The sequence below is a fragment of the Thalassospira sp. SN3W genome, assembly GCF_038070535.1.
Lineage (GTDB): Bacteria > Pseudomonadota > Alphaproteobacteria > Rhodospirillales > Thalassospiraceae > Thalassospira > Thalassospira xiamenensis.
In genome coordinates this window covers 2617904-2635176 of record NZ_CP121124.1, presented here as the reverse complement: position 1 = coordinate 2635176, position 17273 = coordinate 2617904, and the positions used below count along the sequence as shown (strand labels likewise).

Below are 17273 nucleotides of genomic sequence, written 5' to 3'. Positions count from 1 at the left end.
ACGATCCCGCCCCCATCCAACCTCAGACCGCTGACAAAGCATTCCCAACCTGATCGTCATTCCCGCGAAGGCGGGAATCCAGTCTCTTTCAATCGGGCACGGATTCCGGGTCTGCGCTCCACTGCGCCCGGAATGACGATTTGATCAGCCACCAAACCAATCCAGCCACCCCGCAGCCCCCGGAATCGCCAAACGCCACCGACCGGGTGGGCCAGACGAAAGCGAACAGGACGAGACGGGGATGAACTCAACCAGGCAGCACCAAACCGGCCTCCCCCAGTCCCCGCTGCCCCAAACAAACACCTCTGGCTTTCGATGAACACCGAAAACGCACCTCCCCCCAAAGGGCAACCGCGTTGTCGCATGGCAGACACACAAATCCCGCCATCGATGACCAACCTTTCGGCACCTCCGAACGATCCACCAGCCCGCTGGCAACCGCCCACCACCAGCCAATCCCGGCAACCCGGCCATACAATCCCGTGCCGACCCAATCCGGGCGCAATTCGGGCCCGCTGCTCCTCAGCATTCTCACACTTCACCGACCGGACAAACCACGCCCCGAGCAAACACCCGCCGCCCTCGGTTGACGCCGCAAACGCACCTCACCCCAAGGGCCACACGTTGCCGCATGACAGGCACACAACTCCCGCCATCGATCACCAGCCTTTCGGCACCTCCGAACGCACCATCGGCCCGCTGGCAACCGACCCTGCCTGCCACCCCGGCACTCCGGCACCCCGGCCAGCCGATCCCGTGCCGATCCAATCCGGGCGCAATTCGGGCCCGCTGATTCTCGGCATTGTCACGCTTCACCGACCGGACTGGACTAAACGGACCGGACGAACTTCACCTCGCCCCGGCTATCCCTGCTCCGAACCAACACCCTTACCCTAAGGGCACATTTCTCCCGTCATGATAAACCACAGTTTTTCGCAAATTTCCGGCGGCCTCACGGCCCGGACGCACCACCGCCGTAATGACTTTTCCATGCGCCGTTAATGTCCCTTCGGCGACGCCGTCCCCGCCATGTCATCCCGTCAGATCGCTGTCCCATCATCATCCCATTCCTGTTTTTGCCGCCCGAAACGCAAAAACCCGCAAAAGCGAATCACGCTTTGCGGGTTTTGTCTCCGGACCCATTTGTCCTGTTGACATTATCTTTATGACACAACCAAAAGAACAAATCAAGAACAATTTTCCGGAAAACCGGAAAAAGTTCCCAACCAAAGCTCAATACGGTGAAAATGATATACTTTTCAATAACTTGGGCAGGCGCAATTTAATCCGCCTGCCCTGCTCAACTGCCCTATTCCGCCGCATCGACTTTCAGAACGCCGCGACGGATCTGGTCTTCTTCGATGCTTTCAAACAGGGCTCGGAAATTCCCCTCGCCAAAGCCTTCATCGCCTTTGCGCTGGATGAATTCAAAGAAGATCGGGCCGATCACGGTTTTCGAGAAAATCTGCAACAGGATTTTGGTCATGCCGCCATCGACAACGCCCTCGCCATCGATCAGGATGCCGTGTTTTTTCATCCGCTCAATCGGCTCGTCATGGCCCTGCACGCGATCATGGGATTGTTCGTAATAGGTATCGGGCGGACCCGGCATGAATTTAAGGTCATTGGCCGCAAGCCTGTCGGTGGCGTCATAGATACCATCCGTCCCGACCGCGATATGCTGAATGCCCTCGCCTTTGTATTTTTTGAGGTACTCCTCGATCTGGCTTTTATCATCGGTTGATTCGTTTAGCGGAATACGGATCTTGCCGCACGGCGATGTAATCGCACGGCTGACCAGACCGGTGATTTTACCCGCAATATCAAAGAAGTGGATCTGCTTGAAATTGAAAAGCTCCCGATAGAAATCCCACCATTTATCCATGTTGCCGCGATAGACATTATGCGTCAGATGGTCGAGATAATAAAAACCGACCCCTTCGGGTTTCGGGTCACGTTCGCCAAGCCAGTCAAATTCCGCGTCATAGGCCGAACCGGTTTCACCATACGCATCGATGAAATACAAAATCGATCCGCCAATGCCGACAATCGCCGGGACATCAAGGGTTTTGTCGTCGCCCGTATACGGCTCCGCCCCCTTGGAAACCGCGTGATCAAAGGCATGCTTGGCATCCACCACCCGCCAAGCCATCGACGGCGCACAGGGGCCATGCTTTTCAACAAACTTCATACCATGCGAACCGGGCTCGGCATTCAGGATGTAGTTGATGTCACCCTGACGCCAGACGATGATGTTTTTTGATTTGTGCTTGGCAACCGGCGTATAGCCCATGCGCGCAAACAGGGTTTCAAGCTTCTCGGCCTCTTCATGGGCAAATTCGACAAACTCAAAGCCATCGGTTCCGGCCGGGTTATCGGCCGTGATTGTTGCGCGGGGGGCATCATGTGGAAACGGTCCCATCGAAGGCTCCTTGATCTGGAATTGGAATGGTTCTTGTTATGGACCCATCTTGCGCCAGATCGTCCGCAATGTGCGTGCATTCCCGGTTGATTTTCGCCATTTCATACACATATCATGCATAAATCATCGAAATGGTGCATGAATGACGCAACTTGATAAACTTGATCTGAAACTGCTTGCCGAATTGCAGCGCGACGGACGCCTGACCAACAATGACCTGTCAGAACGGATCGCCCTATCGCCGTCGCAATGTTCGCGCCGCCGCGCCCGGCTTGAGGCCGAAGGTTTCATTCGCGGATACCGCGCCGATATTGACCGGCAAAAAATGGGCCTTGGCCTGATGGTGGTGATTTCCGTAACCCTGGCCACCCATAATCGCGACAATGCCAAACGGTTTGCCGAACTGCTGGCAGACCTTCCCGAAGTACTGGAAGCCTATTCCCTGACCGGGGAAATGGATTATCACCTGAAGGTCGTGACCAGGGATCTTGCCGCCCTTTCGCATTTCGTAAACGAGGTTTTGCTGCCGCACGATTCCGTGCAGCATGTCAAAACCTCGATTGTGCTAAACGTGCTCAAGGACTTTGAGGGACTGGCCGTCAATCCGCAATAAGCCCGATGGCAGGCCGCTCCTCAGGGGCGTTTACCCATCGGTTACCCCAACTCATCCGAAGATAAATCACAGTTTATCGAGAGAGATGAGGCGGCCATGCAGTATCAGCTGAAAATAAACGGAGAATCCCGCACCGTCGAAGCAGAACCCGGCACCCCGCTATTATGGGTTCTGCGTGACGGCCTGGAACTTACCGGCACCAAATTCGGATGTGGCGTTGCCTATTGCGGCGCGTGCACCGTTCATATCGATGGGTACCCGACCCGTTCCTGCCAGACTTTCATTGAAGACGCTGTCGACAGCGAAATCACCACCATCGAAGGCGCAACCGATAAAATCGCCCAAGCCGTTCAGGCTGCATGGCAGGAAAAGGACGTTGTGCAATGTGGCTGGTGCCAATCCGGCCAGATCATGTCGGCCATCGGCCTTCTGACTGAAAACCCGAAACCGACCGACGACGAAATCAAGGAATACATGTACGGCAATGCGTGTCGTTGTGTGACCTATGTTCGGATCAACGAAGCCATCAAACTGGCGTCTGAAAAGCTGGAGGCATAAGTCATGACAATCAATGTATCACGTCGCGGCTTCATGATCGGATCAGCCGCCGGTACCGCTGCCCTACTGGTCGGCGTCAATGCCAAAGGTGCTCTTGCCTCGGGCGGCAGTGTGGCTGCGGCAACCGACCTTAACCCGTTTGTCAAAATCGATGCGGACGGCACCGTCACCGTCATTATCAAACATTTCGAAATGGGCCAGGGCACGACAACCGGCCTGACCACTCTGGTGGCCGAGGAACTCGACGCTGACTGGGACACGGTTCAGACCGCCTTCGCCCCTGCCGATAATGAACGTTATGCCAATTTGTTTTTCCATGCGCAGGGAACCGGTGGCTCAACCTCCATCGCCAATTCCTTCATGCAATACCGCGAAGCTGGTGCTGCTGCGCGCGATCTTATGGTCCGTGCGGCTGCTCAAAGCTGGGGTGTCGATGCCAGCAGCATCACCGTTGACAACGGCATGCTGAAATCCGGTGGCAATTCCGGCCACTTCGGGGAATTTGTTGCGATTGCATCAACCCTTGAAGCCGTGGAAAAGCCAACCATCAAAACACCGGATCAGTTCAAACTGATCGGCAGCGAAAAACTCCACCGCAAGGACAATTCCGGCAAAATCAACGGCACGGCAATGTTTGCCATGGATGTCAATCTGCCGGGCATGATCTATGCCGCGATCATGCGCAGTCCAAAATTCGGCGGCACCGTCGTTTCGTTTGATGACAGCGGTGCCAAAGACGTTGCAGGTTTTATTGCCGCACAGGTTCTGCCAAACAAGGCGGGGGTTGTGGCCTTTGGCAAAAACACCTGGTCGGCCTTTCAGGCACGCGATGCCCTGTCTGTCGAATGGGATTTCAGCCAGGCCGAAACACGCAGCACGGATGCCATGATTGCCGATCACAAGGCACTGCTTGATGCGCCGCAGTTTGACGCCAATCATGAAGTCCCGCTGGCATCCGTTGAACCGCTTCTGGCCAATGCCGCCAAAACCATTGATGCAGAATTCACCTTCCCCTTCCTGGCTCACGCCCCGCTGGAACCGGAAAACTGCATCATCGAGCCGACCGAAAATGGCGTTCGCCTCCATGATGGCTGCCAGTTCCCGACCCTGACCCGGCCGATGGTCGCGGCAGCCCTTGGGCTGGAGCCGTCACAGGTCGAGATCAGAACGCTTTATGCCGGTGGTTCGTTCGGTCGTCGCGCCAACGGCGCCTCCGACTATAATGTCGAAGCCGCAATGGCCTTTGCCGTTTCAGGTCGCAAAGTTCCGGTCAAACTGGTCTGGAGCCGCGAAGACGATATTCGCGGTGGCTATTACCGCCCGATGGCGGCACACCGGGCAAAAATCGGTCTGGATAGCGACGGCAAGATTGTTGGCTGGGATCACCGGCTGGCCGTCAAATCCATCATGAAGGGCGGCCCGATGGAAGGCATGGTACAAAATGGCATCGATCCGACCTCGGTCGAAGGTGTCACCGAAAGTCTTTACACCATCCCCAATCATGGCATCGGGTTAAGCGACTTCCAGACCCCGACGCCTGTACTGTGGTGGCGTTCGGTGGGACATACCCACACCGGATATGTCATGGAAACACTGATGGATATGCTTGCCACCGAAACCGGGCAGGATCCCATTGAAATGCGTCTTGCGATGCTTGATCCGGCCGGGGCCAATCAGGCCCGCATGATCGAGGCCATCAAGCTTGTCCGCGAAATATCCGGATGGGAAAAGGGCGACACACGCGGTTTTGCCGCACATATTTCGTTCAATACCTGCGTTGCGGTTGTTGCCGACGTCACGGTCGAAGACACCAGTGTGCATGTGAACAAACTGTTCATGGCGGTTGAATGCGGGGTAGCTGTTAACCCCGATGTCATCCGGGCACAGATGGAAGGTGGTGCGGGCTATGCATTATGTGCTGCCTTCCGCAACGAAATCACCCTGACCGATGGTGAAGTCGACCAGTCCAACTTCCCGGACTATGAACTGCTTCGAAATGCCGAAATGCCTGCTATCGAAGTGGCGATTGTTCAATCGAACAATGCCCCTACGGGCGTTGGTGAACCGGGCGTCCCCCCGACCGCCCCGGCCGTTGCCAACGCCATTTTTGCCAAAACCGGAAAACGGATCACGGATCTTCCGATGACCAAAGCCGGTTTCGACTTCGTGTAAGGCATGCTGCCCGGGGGATCACTTTCGGGTCCCCCACCCATTCCCCGGGCAGTCCCTTTTGCGGGAGCAGATCATGAGTAACCAGTTATCGGCCATGCTACGCGCCTGGCAGGAAGGCAAAACAGATACCGAATGGGTTCTGGGTACGGTTTATCGCACCGAGGGTTCGGCCTATCGCAAGGCCGGGGCAATGATGCTGATCAACGGGCACGGGCAACAATTCGGGCTGCTTAGCGGCGGCTGCCTTGAAGCCGACATCATCCGCAATGCCCGACGTGCCATGGTAACCGGCAAAACAGTCATGCTGGTTTATGACGGCAATGACGAAGACGATCTGTCCTTCCGGCTTGGTGTCGGCTGCGGCGGCAAGGTATTTATCATGCTGCAACCGCTTGACCCCGCAAACGACCTTGGGCTTTCCGACCTTTGCGATGCTTTGGCAGTGCGCCAAAGCGGTCTGTATTTCCAGAAAATCGGCGACACGCGCGGATATTTCAAACGCACCGACCACACCGGTCAGCGCTCCGCCTATGTCGAGGACCGCATTGATGGTGACTGGCTTGTCACCCCGATTGTACCCGAACCGCATATCCTGATTGTCGGGGGCGGACTGGATGCCCGGCCTGTAGTTTCCATCGCGCATGAAATGGGTTGGAAAACCACATTGGTTGATCCGCGCCCCGCAAATGCCCGCCCGGAACATTTCGCCAAGGCAGACGCGATCCTGCGTCAGATGGACGCGACCCTTGTTGATTATGTTGCGCAACATCGTGTTGATGCCGCAATCCTGATGTCACATAGCATTGATATCGATGCCAAGGCGCTTCAAATTCTGAAATCCAGCCAGTTGCGTCATGTTTCGATGCTCGGTCCGCGCCATCGTTTCGTCGATGTTCTTGAACGTGCGGACCTTGCCGAACCTGCCCTTCCCTTCCCGGTGGCAAGCCCGGCCGGAATTGATATCGGCGGACAACTGCCTGAAAGCATAGCACTTTCGATGTTATCAGGCATTCACGCGGCACTTTACAAACATTGCGCCGCCCCCGCACTGGCACAGGCAGCGGAATGATGAAAATCGCCGCTCTTATGATTGCCGCAGGTGAAAGCACGCGATTTGGCGGACGCAAACAGCTTGCCGATATTGATGGCAAGCCGATGCTTGAACACGCAATTGATCAGCTTCGCCCGATCTTCGAAGATGATCTTTATGTCGTGCTGGGTGCCTATCGCGATGAAATCCTCTCGGTGATCGGCAATCGTGCCAAAACCATCACCAACGATAACTGGCAATCCGGCATGGGATCGTCGATTGCAGCCGGGATTGCCGGAATTTGCGCCGCAGGAACATATGACGGTATCCTGATTGCCCTTGTCGATCAGGTCGGATTGACCGGCGACGACTACCGGAAACTCATCAATGCCTTTGACGGAAGCCACATTATTGCGTCGCGCTACAAGAATCTGAACGGCGTTCCTGCACTGTTTCCCGCCAGACATTTTCCGGAACTTGCCATGATGGGTGGCGCGCGTGGCGCACAACAGGTGCTTAATAACAGCAGTTACAATATCAGTGCGATTGCCATACCAAATGCAGAATTCGATATCGATACCCCGGAAGATCTGAAACTGTTTTCCAGCCAGCTTTTCGAAGCAAGCTGACCTGCAACCGATTTTAAGGCAATCTGGATATCTTCAGCATCTGGCGAAAAACGCCGCAACCGGAACCGCGCATTTATGAAATCAACCGCCAACATCATGGTCCTTCTGGTCGAGGACAACATGGATATTGCCGGAACAATCAGCGACTACCTGACGATAGAAGGCATCGAATGCGATCATGCCTTTGACGGTGAAACGGGTTTTCAGCGCGCACTTACCGGCGAATATGATGTGATATTACTTGATATCATGCTGCCGTTTCGCGATGGCATCAGCATCTGCAATGCATTGCGCAACGAAGGGATCGACACGCCGGTTCTGATGCTGACGGCACGCGATACGCTGTCTGACAAGCTTGAAGGTTTCAGTGCCGGGGCCGATGACTATCTGGTCAAACCCTTTGCCCTTGAAGAACTTCTGATGCGCACACGGGTCCTGTCGCGCCGCCGCAGTGGTGAAATCCGGCGGTTTTCACTTGGCGATCTGATTGTTGATTTCGAAAACAGACAGGTCGCACGATCCGGGCAGGCAATCAGTCTTTCCCCAACAAGCTGGACCATTCTGGAAGTTCTCGCGCAAAACAGCCCGCATGTTGTGACACGATCACGACTGTCGATGGCGCTGTGGCAGGGAGACCCGCCAGATACCAATGCGCTCAAGACGCATCTTTACAAATTGCGGATGCGCATCGACAAACCATTCAATCAAAACCTGATCCATACAGTTGCCGGCCAGGGCGTGGCCCTTCGCGAGTAAAAAAGACATGCATTCCTGCGCACCGATCCAGAAAACCTTTTCCCGCTTTGTACGGAACTACGTTTTGCTGGCACTTGTCATTACGCTGGTGATCTATACCGGTGTGGTTAATTTCTACATGCTGTATGGCAAGTGGATGGTTGCGAGTTTCCAGTTGCAGACCATCGCGGAACAATATGATGAAATGCGCGCCAAAGACCCAACGACCCCGCTTCCCAACGGCTTTAACATCCAGACCTTCACGGATTATGACGCTTTGCCGGAACGGCTGCGCGACCGCTACAAGCCCAAAGATATCGACCCGGGCGAGCTTTACTATCTGAACACCGATAAATATGCCGCGCAAAAAGACCCCGACAACCCGGTCTTTCTGGTGTTTCCCCATATTCTTGCCAACGGCACGCAAATCATGCTGCTGCAGACCTATCACGCGGGTGATGAGGACAGCGTCTATTTTTCGCGATTGCACAAACTGGCCCTTCTTTCCATCCCGTTTGCGCTTGGTGTTGTTGCGATATTTGCCTATGTGCTTTGGCTGATCGGCAAACGCATGACGCAGCCATCGGAAAACCTGCAAAGCTGGGCTAAAACCCTGTCGACGGAAAATCTCGATCAACCGGTCCCCGATTTCGGCTTTACCGAACTGAATGATGTGGCCAAGGAACTGCATCAGTCATTGGTCAGGGTCGATAAGTTCGTGACACGTGAACGCGAATTCCTGCGTCAGGCCAGCCATGAATTGCGAACACCCGTCACCATCGTCAGCGGCAATGTCGAATTGCTCGATAAAACACCGTTAAACGAAATTCAGGTCCGGCTGGCCGCGCGCATCAAACGCGCCAACCGCAACATGCAGCAATTGATTGAAACCCTGCTTTGGCTGGGGCGCGAAGCAACACCGAACGGTATCCAGGAAAAGATCGACTATCCGGCCTTCGTGCGCGAAGCCATCGTCGATCTTGCCTATCTGACAGACGGCAAGAACCTGACATGCGAATTCAGTGCCGATGATGAAAGCGGCGCGATCACAGCATCACCTGCCGCCCTGATGATTGTCGTATCCAACCTGATCCGCAATGCGTTCGAACACACGCCCAAGGGGCGGGTTACGGTCCGGCTTGAAGCCAACAGACTGATTGTCGAAAACAACCTGATGACCTGTGCCGGCGATTATGTCCGCGATCAGGGCGAAGGCATCGGCCTGCATCTGGTGCGCCGGATTTGCGAACGCTGCAACTGGCATTGCGATACAACCTTCCTTGCCGCGGGCGGCATGCGCGCAATCTTCACAGTCAGCAACCACAACTGAGGCCCCACGGCACGCCAGGACCCGGTATGGAAAAGAAATGCCATTATAGAGCAGCTATTTCCTGAACAACTTCAAAAATCGACGACCGACAAGTCCGCGCAGAACGCTGTGAACAGGATATTGTATAAATTTACCCTCGACTCTTCAAAAAGAGTCCGGTAGCGTATGATTAATCGATTAACCAGCTAATCAATGATGCCAGATCACATCTTTTGGATGTTTGACGGGGGTATTAAGTGGCTTCACCGCGTTCCGGACCGAATATGAGCATGATTGCCGACGCCTTGGGTGTGTCTTCGGCAACCGTATCGAACGCGCTGTCGGGAAAGGGCCGGGTATCGGCCGATCTGGTCGATAAAATCCGCAAAAAAGCCGACGAACTTGGTTATGTCCCCAGCAATGCGGGCCGGGCACTGCGCACGGGTCGATCAAATGTTCTGGGCCTTGTCCTTCCCGATATTTCCAACCCGCTGTTCCCGCAAATCGCGCAGGCGATGGAAACGGCCGCGTCAAATGCCGGTTACGGGGTTCTGATTGCGGACTCGCGTGGCAATGTCACCACCCAGACACAGGCCATCAGCCGTCTGATCGAACGTGGCGTTGATGGCTTGGTCGTCATTCCGCGTCGTGGCACACGGATCGGCGATGTTGGATGCCCTGTTGCAATGGTCGATACCCCGTCGACACCGGGCAACACCGTTTCGGCGGACCATTGGGAAGGCGGGGCCAAGGTCGCGCGTCATCTGGTCGATCTGGGTCATAAGAACTTTCTTCTGATCGGGCATGATCCGGCATCGAATGTACAAAATGACCGCATCGGCGGCATGAAATCGGCACTTGGCCGCAATATCCATCATACGACGATCTGGCTTGAAACATTGATGCGCGAACGTGGCGAAGGGGCATCGCTTGGCCTGATTGACCACGTTCAAAACGGGGTCACAGCAATTGCAGCCGTTTCGGATTTACACGCCCTTCGCGTTCTGACCGAATTGCAGACTGCCGGGATCAAGGTCCCGCAACAGGTCAGCGTGACCGGCTTTGACGACCTTATTTTCTCGCCCGTGGTGACCCCTTCGTTGACCACGGTGCATATGGATATGGCCCGAATTGCAGAATTGGCGATTGCCGCCCTTGTGTGCGAAATCGAGCAGGCCAAATCCACTGCCCCAACCGGCAAGACGTTAAAACGTACCGTCACTGCCGACATATCCAAGGTTTCGATGGAACTGATGGTCCGCGCGTCAAGCGGACCGGCGGTTTCCCCTGACGCACCCTTCCCAACCGGAGAAACGCTGTGATGCCGATGAAAAAACTGCTTATGGCTTCTGCTGCCCTTTTGCTGTCCGTAAGTGCGGCAAAGGCTCAGGAAAAGACCCTGACCATTTCGGTCTATGGTTTTGCACAGGATGAATTCAAGAAAATCCTGTATGACCCGTTCGAAGAAAAATGCGGTTGCGAACTGGTTGTCGAAACCGGCAACTCGGTCGAACGTCTTGCCAAAATCGAAGCCAACAAAGCCGAACCGGTCATTGACCTTGCGGTTATTTCCATGCGTGATGCACTGGCAGCTGCCAAGGACGGCCTGACCGACAAGGTCGATACATCAAAACTGTCGAACTTTGACAAGCTTTATGACATTGCCAAAGACCCGAATGACGATGGCATGAGTGTTGGCTACACCTTCTATGCCAGCTCGATTGCCTATCGTTCTGACAAGATGACAGTCGAAAGCTGGGCGGACCTCCTGGCCGATGATGTCGTCGATCATGTTGCCCTTCCGAACGTCACCACCACACAGGGCCCGCTGACGCTTTATATGCTCGGCAAGGCCCTTGGCGATGAAGACCCGTCGCTCAAAACCCCGATTGCCGCCGTTGGCGAAAAGAAGGACGAGATCGTCACCTTCTATGTCCGTTCTTCCCAACTGGTGCAGTTGATGCAGCAGGAAGAAATCTGGGCCGCACCCATCGGGCGTTTTGCATGGTCCGGCTTCTCGAAAATGGATTTGCCGATCAAATGGGCAACCCCGAAGGAAGGCCAGTCCGGCGGCATGAATGTCATGGTCCTGACCAAAGGCAGCAAGAACCGCGATCTTGCGCTTGAATTCATGGATTTCTGGCTTTCGACCGAAATCCAGACGGCATTGGCGGAAAACCTTGTCGACAGCCCGGCAAACAAGGACGTCAAGGTTTCCGACGAGATTGCCGAGAACCTGACCTATGGGGCCGATACCGTTGCCAATCTGCATCTGATCCCGTCACAGGTTGCCATCGACAATCAGGAAACCTGGTTGTCGGAATGGAACAACAAGGTCGGCCAGTAATCGCCACCATGATCATTATCGGATCGGGGCAGGTCGCCATTTGCCCCGATCCGGCGAGCCTTGCTCGCGCCATCACTTATTGACTTTAACCGAAGACAAGGTTGCCGAGATGTTTCAGAACCGGGCCGAAGCCTTTGCGCTGGTCCTCCCTGCCGCGATCTTTGCCGCTGTGGTCTTTCTGGCCCCGGTTCTGATTCTTCTGTCCGAAGGTTTTCGATCGGGCGATAGCTGGACGATACAGGCCTATATCGATTTCTTTTCCCAGTCGCTTAATCAGACCGTCTTTTTGCGCACGCTCAAACTGGCAGCGATGGTCACGGCCGCCTCGGCCGTCATCGGCTATGCCGCGGCCTTTGCAATCGTGAACCTGCCGCCAAAGGGCAAGGGCCGGATCACCGGGCTTGTTGTTTTGCCGCTGATGATTTCACCAGTAGCACGCACATATGCGTGGCTGGTGATCCTTGGCCGGACCGGATTTGTGAACAAGGCACTGGTTGCCGTCGGGCTATCGGATGAACCGATCCGCTTCCTGTTCACCGAAACCGCCGTTTTCATCGGCTTGCTGCAACTGTTCCTGCCACTCATGATCATTTCACTGATCAGTGCGCTTGAAAACATGCCGCGCGATGCGGTGCCGGCCGCCCGTGTTCTTGGTGCCAACTGGTTACAGGTTTTCACCAAAGTCATCCTGCCACTAACCAAAGAAGGCCTTGTGATCGGTGGCACGCTGGTCTTTACCGGATCAATGACCGCCTATATCACCCCGGCCATTCTCGGCGGGTCCAAGGTCCTGATGCTTGAAACCCTGCTGTATCAGCGCGTGACCGTGGCCAATGATTTCGTATCAGCCAGTGTGATCGCCCTGATCCTGATCGTCATGGCATTTGCGGCCAACCTTCTACTCAAACGCCTTGCCACCGCGAGGAACAAGCGATGACCAACAAGCTGTTTTCTCCTATCATTCTTTTGCTGGTACTGGCCTTTCTGATCGGTCCGTTCCTGATCATTATTGCCGCGTCGCTTTCGGCTGGTGAAACGCTTGCCTTCCCGCCGCAGGGACTGTCCCTGCGCTGGGTGCTGAAAGTCTTCGAAGTCGAAAGCTTCCGTGCGAGTTTCGGTATTTCCATGTTTCTTGCCATCGGCGGCACGCTTGCCGCCCTGATCCTTGGCATTCCGGCAAGTTATGCGCTGTCGCGCTACAAGGTCCCCGGTGCGGAAACCATCCGGACCATCGTATCGTCGCCGATCATTGTCCCGGGTATCATCGTCGGTTTGGCACTGCTGCGTTATTTCGTTGTACCTTTCAATTTCGGCATTCTGTTTGCGCTGTTTCTGGCCCATACCGCACTGATCCTGCCCTATGCGGTGCGCGTGGTGTCGGCCAGCCTGAACAATTTGCGATCTGACATCGAAGAAGCCGCCGTGCTTTTGGGGTCATCGCGGATTGGCGCCTTTTTCCGCGTGGTGATGCCCAATATCCGTGGCGGTATTCTTGCTGCCTTCATTCTGGGCTTTGTCACCAGCTTCAATCAGGTGCCGGTTTCCCTGTTTTTGTCGGGCCCCGGTGTCCGAACCCTTCCCATCGACATGCTCGCCTATATGGAAATCACCTATGACCCGTCGGTCGCAGCCCTGTCCGCGCTGCTGGCCTTCATGTCGCTGGGCATTGTCTTTCTGGCCGAACGTTTCCTAGGATTTTCCCGCTATGTCTGATGCCCGCTTTCTCTGCCTTGAAAAACTGACCCTGTCCTACGGCAAAAACGTTGCCGTGCCGGAAATGGATCTAGATATCGGCAAGGGTGAACTGGTTGCCCTGCTTGGCCCGTCGGGTTGTGGCAAAACCACAACCATGCGCGCAATTGCCGGGTTGATGGAGCCGTCATCGGGCAAGATCATCCTTGATAATATCGATATCACCCGAACCCCCGCCAACAAACGGTCGGTCGGGCTGGTGTTCCAATCCTATGCCCTGTTCCCGCACCTTAATGTCTATGAAAACGTGGCCTTCGGCCTGAAACTGATGGGTGTTCGCGGCAAGGAACTGGACGACAAGGTGCAGGAAGGCCTTCGGACTGTCGGCCTGTCCAAATTCGCCACCCGCAAACCCGCCGAGCTTTCCGGCGGCCAGCAGCAGCGCGTCTCGCTGGCGCGTTCGATGGTGATGGAACCCAAGGTGCTGTTGCTTGACGAACCGCTCTCAAACCTTGATGCACGGCTCCGCCTTGAAATGCGCACCGAATTACAGCGCGTACAAAAGGAAAGCGGTGTCACGATGATCTTCGTCACCCACGATCAGGTCGAAGCCCTTGCCATGGCCGACCGGATTATCGTGATGCTTGATGGTCATATCGAACAGATCGGCACGCCCGAAGATATCTATAACCGCCCGGTTTCCGATTTTGTTGCGGACTTCGTCGGGTTTGAAAATGTCTTCGCGCTTGAAGACGGCAAACTCAAAACCGCAACCGGAACTGTCGAACTTTCGGGCACGCCCCCGCTTGATGCCAAAGGCCTTGCCTGGCGGCCGTCGATGGTTTCCCTTGGCAGCGGACCGTTCGAGGGCGCGATACGCGGTACGTCATTTGCCGGGGGCACACGGGAATACCTGCTTGATACCCCACTTGGCCCGATCAAGGCGGAATGCGATGCCAGCCTTCCGGCCCATGAATTCGGTTCTGTCCTGAAATTTGATCTGCCTGTATCGCAGGCCGCACCCCTATCGCGCGTCGGGAGCCTTTGATGGGACTTTGGATCGACACCGATATGGGCTTTGACGATCTGGCCGCGGTGCTGATTGTCATCCATGCCGGAAAGCGGATCGACGGAATGTCCCTGATTGCCGGGAATTCCCCGCTTGAACGCGTGCGGATCAATGCAGCCAGTGCCGCACGCCAGTTTGGCTGGGGTTTCAAAATCTATACCGGCCGGGAAACGGCGGTTATGGGTGGACTTGAAACCGCCGAACGGATTCTTGGCCCCCTTGGCATGCAATCAAGCGGCGCACACCTGCCCGATTGCCGTCCGGTTGCCGAAAGCAGCGCGTTCGACGGTATTTGCAACTGGCTTGAAGGCAAATCCGGACCGGATGATGAACGCCATATTCTGGCCCTTGGCCCGCTTGGCAATATTGCATCCCTGGTTCTGGCCCGGCCTGATCTGGCGCGCAAAATCGACCGCGTGACATGGATGGGGGGTGCCGTAACGCGCGGCAATCATACCGCACTCGCCGAATATAATGCCTTTGCCGACCCCGAAGCTGTTGCCATTACCCTGTCCCATCAGGTGCCCCTGCGCATGGTGGATCTTGATCTCTGTCGGCAGGTACTGGCCACCCCGAATGATGTGACACCTATCCGCAATGCTGGCGGAAAAAATGCCTGTCTTCTGGCGGACTTGACCGAAGGATACATCAATATTGCCCTATCACGCGGGCGCGATGCGATGGCGATTTTCGATCCTTGCGCGGCGGTCGCGGTAATTGATCAGGATGCGATCAGCTTTGCCGATGCACATATCGAAATTGATACCAGCCACGGTCCTTCGCGTGGGCAAACCATTGTTGACCTACACCCGACCGCGATCAAAAACGCGCAATATGCCGTTTCTGTTGACACAAAACGCGCGCGCGACCTGATCTTTTCAGCCCTGAAGGCGGAAGCAGCGAAATGAATAACCGCACGACAGAACCCGGAGATCTGACCTGCCATAAATTGCGCACACGTGCCGTCGCCGCCGCACGCGGCGATGAACCGTTCGATATCCTGATTACCGGTGGCAAGCTCGTCGATATGGTGACCGGTGAAATTCGCAAGGCCGATATTGGCCTGATCGGGCCAATGATCGCAAGCGTCCATGAACCGGCAACCAGAAGCGACACCCGCAAAATCATCAGCGCCCGGGGCGGTTATGTCAGCCCCGGCCTGATCGATACACACATGCATATCGAAAGCTCGATGGTCACACCGGCGATCTATGCCGAAACGGTCGTTGCCCGCGGCGTCACCACAATCGTCTGGGATCCGCATGAATTTGGCAATGTGCGGGGGCTTGGCGGTGTCCGCTGGGCGATTGAAGCAACACGTGACCTGCCATTGCGCGTACTTGTTCTGGCACCGTCCTGCGTTCCTGCTGCGCCCGGCCTTGAAATGTCCGGTTCTGATTTTGACGGTGATGCCATGGCCGAAATGCTGTCCTGGCCCGAAATCGCCGGGGTTGCCGAAGTCATGAATATGCGCGGTGTGATTGATCGCGATCCGCGCATGACCAATATCATGCAGGCAGGGCTTGCATCGGGGAAACTTGTCTGCGGTCATGCACGCGGCCTTGAAGGACCTGATCTTGCCGCCTTTATGACGGCCGGGGTCAGTTCTGATCATGAACTGGTTTCAAACGATGATCTGATGGCAAAACTGCGTGCCGGTCTTGCGATTGAAATGCGCGGATCGCACGACCATCTGCTGCCGGGTTTTGTCGAAACGCTTAATGAATTGGGTTTCCTGCCACAAACCGTCACGCTTTGTACCGATGACGTCTTCCCCGACGACCTGTTCAATGCTGGCGGGCTTGATGATGTGGTGCGTCGCCTGGTCCGTTATGGCATGAAACCGGAATGGGCGTTGCGGGCGGCAACCCTGAATGCTGCGATGCGCCTTGGCCGTTCCGATCTTGGTCTGATTGCCGCCGGACGGCGTGCCGATATTGTCGTCTATGACGACCTGACCGATTTTCAGGCGCGCCATGTCATCGCAAATGGCGAGACTGTTTCCGAGGCAGGTGAAATGACGGCGAAAGCCGTTTCGATTGATCCCGCCCCCCTTTCCGACACAATGAAGATGGATGTCCTGAGCATTGATGATTTTCGCGTGCCTGCGTCCGGGGATCGCGTCCGGATTGCCATCATCGACCGACCGCGCTTTACCCGCTGGGCGACGGCTGACACCGATGTAAAAGACGGCTATGTTGTGCCACCTTCGGGCACGACCATGATCGCGGTTGCCCATCGCCACGGAAAGGCGGACAGCAAACCACGCGTCGGCTTCCTGACCGGATGGGGTGACTGGAAAGGTGCTGTTTGCACCACCGTCTCGCATGACAGCCACAACGTTACGGTGTTTGGCGGCAACCCGCGCGACATGATGGTGGCGGCCAATGCCGTCATCCGTGCCGGTGGCGGTATGGCGGTGGCATCAAACGGCAAGCTTGATGCTCTTCTTCCCCTGCCGCTTTGCGGGCTGGTTTCGGACGCCCCCATGGATCATGTTGCGCAGCAATTTGCCGATATCCGAACCGCCGCGGATGCGATTGTCAACTGGCAACCGCCCTATCTGGTTTTCAAGGCCCTGTTTGGCGCAACGTTGGCCTGCAATCCCGGCCCGCACCAAACCGACCGCGGGATCGGCGATGTTACCACCGGTCAACTTCTGACCACGCCGGTTCTCGAAGGCTTATAGATCGCCAA

The 17273-nt window shown here is 55.8% G+C and carries 16 protein-coding genes; 14 read left to right on the top strand and 2 right to left on the bottom strand.

Annotated features, from left to right (window positions below; genetic code table 11):
- Positions 1 to 247: 247 nt before the first annotated feature.
- Together P8T57_RS11880 and hppD are read right to left on the bottom strand one after the other, a co-directional pair.
- On the bottom strand, positions 248 to 529 hold the full coding sequence (locus tag P8T57_RS11880) for a hypothetical protein (RefSeq protein WP_341363207.1): 282 nt from the start codon (positions 527 to 529) through the stop codon (positions 248 to 250).
- 780 nt (positions 530 to 1309) lie between these two features.
- The gene (gene hppD / locus P8T57_RS11875) at positions 1310 to 2422 is read right to left on the bottom strand and encodes a 4-hydroxyphenylpyruvate dioxygenase (protein WP_341363206.1); all 1113 of its coding nucleotides are present in this window, start codon (positions 2420 to 2422) and stop codon (positions 1310 to 1312) included.
- A 142-nt stretch (positions 2423 to 2564) separates the two neighbouring features.
- Here hppD and P8T57_RS11870 point away from each other — a divergent pair, with 142 nt between their 5' ends.
- The 14 genes from P8T57_RS11870 (at position 2565) to P8T57_RS11805 (ending at position 17265) form a co-directional block, all read left to right on the top strand.
- Positions 2565 to 3035 carry an Lrp/AsnC family transcriptional regulator gene (locus tag P8T57_RS11870; RefSeq protein WP_341363205.1) on the top strand — a complete coding sequence of 157 codons (471 nt, stop codon included), beginning with the start codon at positions 2565 to 2567 and terminating at the stop codon, positions 3033 to 3035.
- A 96-nt stretch (positions 3036 to 3131) separates the two neighbouring features.
- A complete protein-coding gene (locus tag P8T57_RS11865; RefSeq protein ID WP_007088986.1) occupies positions 3132 to 3593 on the top strand; it encodes a (2Fe-2S)-binding protein in 462 nt (153 codons plus the stop codon).
- Between the two features lie 3 nt (positions 3594 to 3596).
- Complete coding sequence (locus P8T57_RS11860) at positions 3597 to 5765, top strand: xanthine dehydrogenase family protein molybdopterin-binding subunit (RefSeq protein ID WP_341363204.1); 2169 nt, start codon at positions 3597 to 3599, stop codon at positions 5763 to 5765.
- A 73-nt stretch (positions 5766 to 5838) separates the two neighbouring features.
- A complete protein-coding gene (locus tag P8T57_RS11855) occupies positions 5839 to 6834 on the top strand; it encodes an XdhC family protein (RefSeq protein WP_341363203.1) in 996 nt (331 codons plus the stop codon).
- Entirely contained in the window at positions 6831 to 7424 is a 594-nt protein-coding gene (locus P8T57_RS11850; RefSeq protein WP_341363202.1) for a nucleotidyltransferase family protein, read from the top strand. The genes P8T57_RS11855 and P8T57_RS11850 overlap by 4 nt, the downstream gene beginning before the upstream one ends.
- 75 nt (positions 7425 to 7499) lie before the next feature.
- Positions 7500 to 8180, top strand: coding sequence for a response regulator transcription factor (locus P8T57_RS11845; protein WP_341363201.1), 681 nt, complete (start codon positions 7500 to 7502; stop codon positions 8178 to 8180).
- 64 nt (positions 8181 to 8244) lie between these two features.
- Positions 8245 to 9489, top strand: coding sequence for a HAMP domain-containing sensor histidine kinase (locus tag P8T57_RS11840; RefSeq protein WP_341363200.1), 1245 nt, complete (start codon positions 8245 to 8247; stop codon positions 9487 to 9489).
- A 263-nt stretch (positions 9490 to 9752) separates the two neighbouring features.
- Entirely contained in the window at positions 9753 to 10790 is a 1038-nt protein-coding gene (locus tag P8T57_RS11835; RefSeq protein ID WP_341363199.1) for a LacI family DNA-binding transcriptional regulator, read from the top strand.
- Entirely contained in the window at positions 10790 to 11815 is a 1026-nt protein-coding gene (locus P8T57_RS11830) for an ABC transporter substrate-binding protein (protein ID WP_341363198.1), read from the top strand. Before P8T57_RS11835 ends, P8T57_RS11830 begins: the two co-directional genes overlap by 1 nt.
- Positions 11816 to 11924: 109 nt before the next feature.
- The gene (locus P8T57_RS11825) at positions 11925 to 12752 is read left to right on the top strand and encodes an ABC transporter permease (protein ID WP_007088994.1); all 828 of its coding nucleotides are present in this window, start codon (positions 11925 to 11927) and stop codon (positions 12750 to 12752) included.
- Positions 12749 to 13528, top strand: coding sequence for an ABC transporter permease (locus P8T57_RS11820; RefSeq protein ID WP_037990613.1), 780 nt, complete (start codon positions 12749 to 12751; stop codon positions 13526 to 13528). Before P8T57_RS11825 ends, P8T57_RS11820 begins: the two co-directional genes overlap by 4 nt.
- On the top strand, positions 13521 to 14555 hold the full coding sequence (locus tag P8T57_RS11815; protein WP_341363197.1) for an ABC transporter ATP-binding protein: 1035 nt from the start codon (positions 13521 to 13523) through the stop codon (positions 14553 to 14555). The genes P8T57_RS11820 and P8T57_RS11815 overlap by 8 nt, the downstream gene beginning before the upstream one ends.
- On the top strand, positions 14555 to 15484 hold the full coding sequence (locus P8T57_RS11810; protein WP_341363196.1) for a nucleoside hydrolase: 930 nt from the start codon (positions 14555 to 14557) through the stop codon (positions 15482 to 15484). The genes P8T57_RS11815 and P8T57_RS11810 overlap by 1 nt, the downstream gene beginning before the upstream one ends.
- Complete coding sequence (locus tag P8T57_RS11805) at positions 15481 to 17265, top strand: adenine deaminase (protein ID WP_341363195.1); 1785 nt, start codon at positions 15481 to 15483, stop codon at positions 17263 to 17265. Before P8T57_RS11810 ends, P8T57_RS11805 begins: the two co-directional genes overlap by 4 nt.
- Positions 17266 to 17273 lie beyond the last annotated feature (8 nt).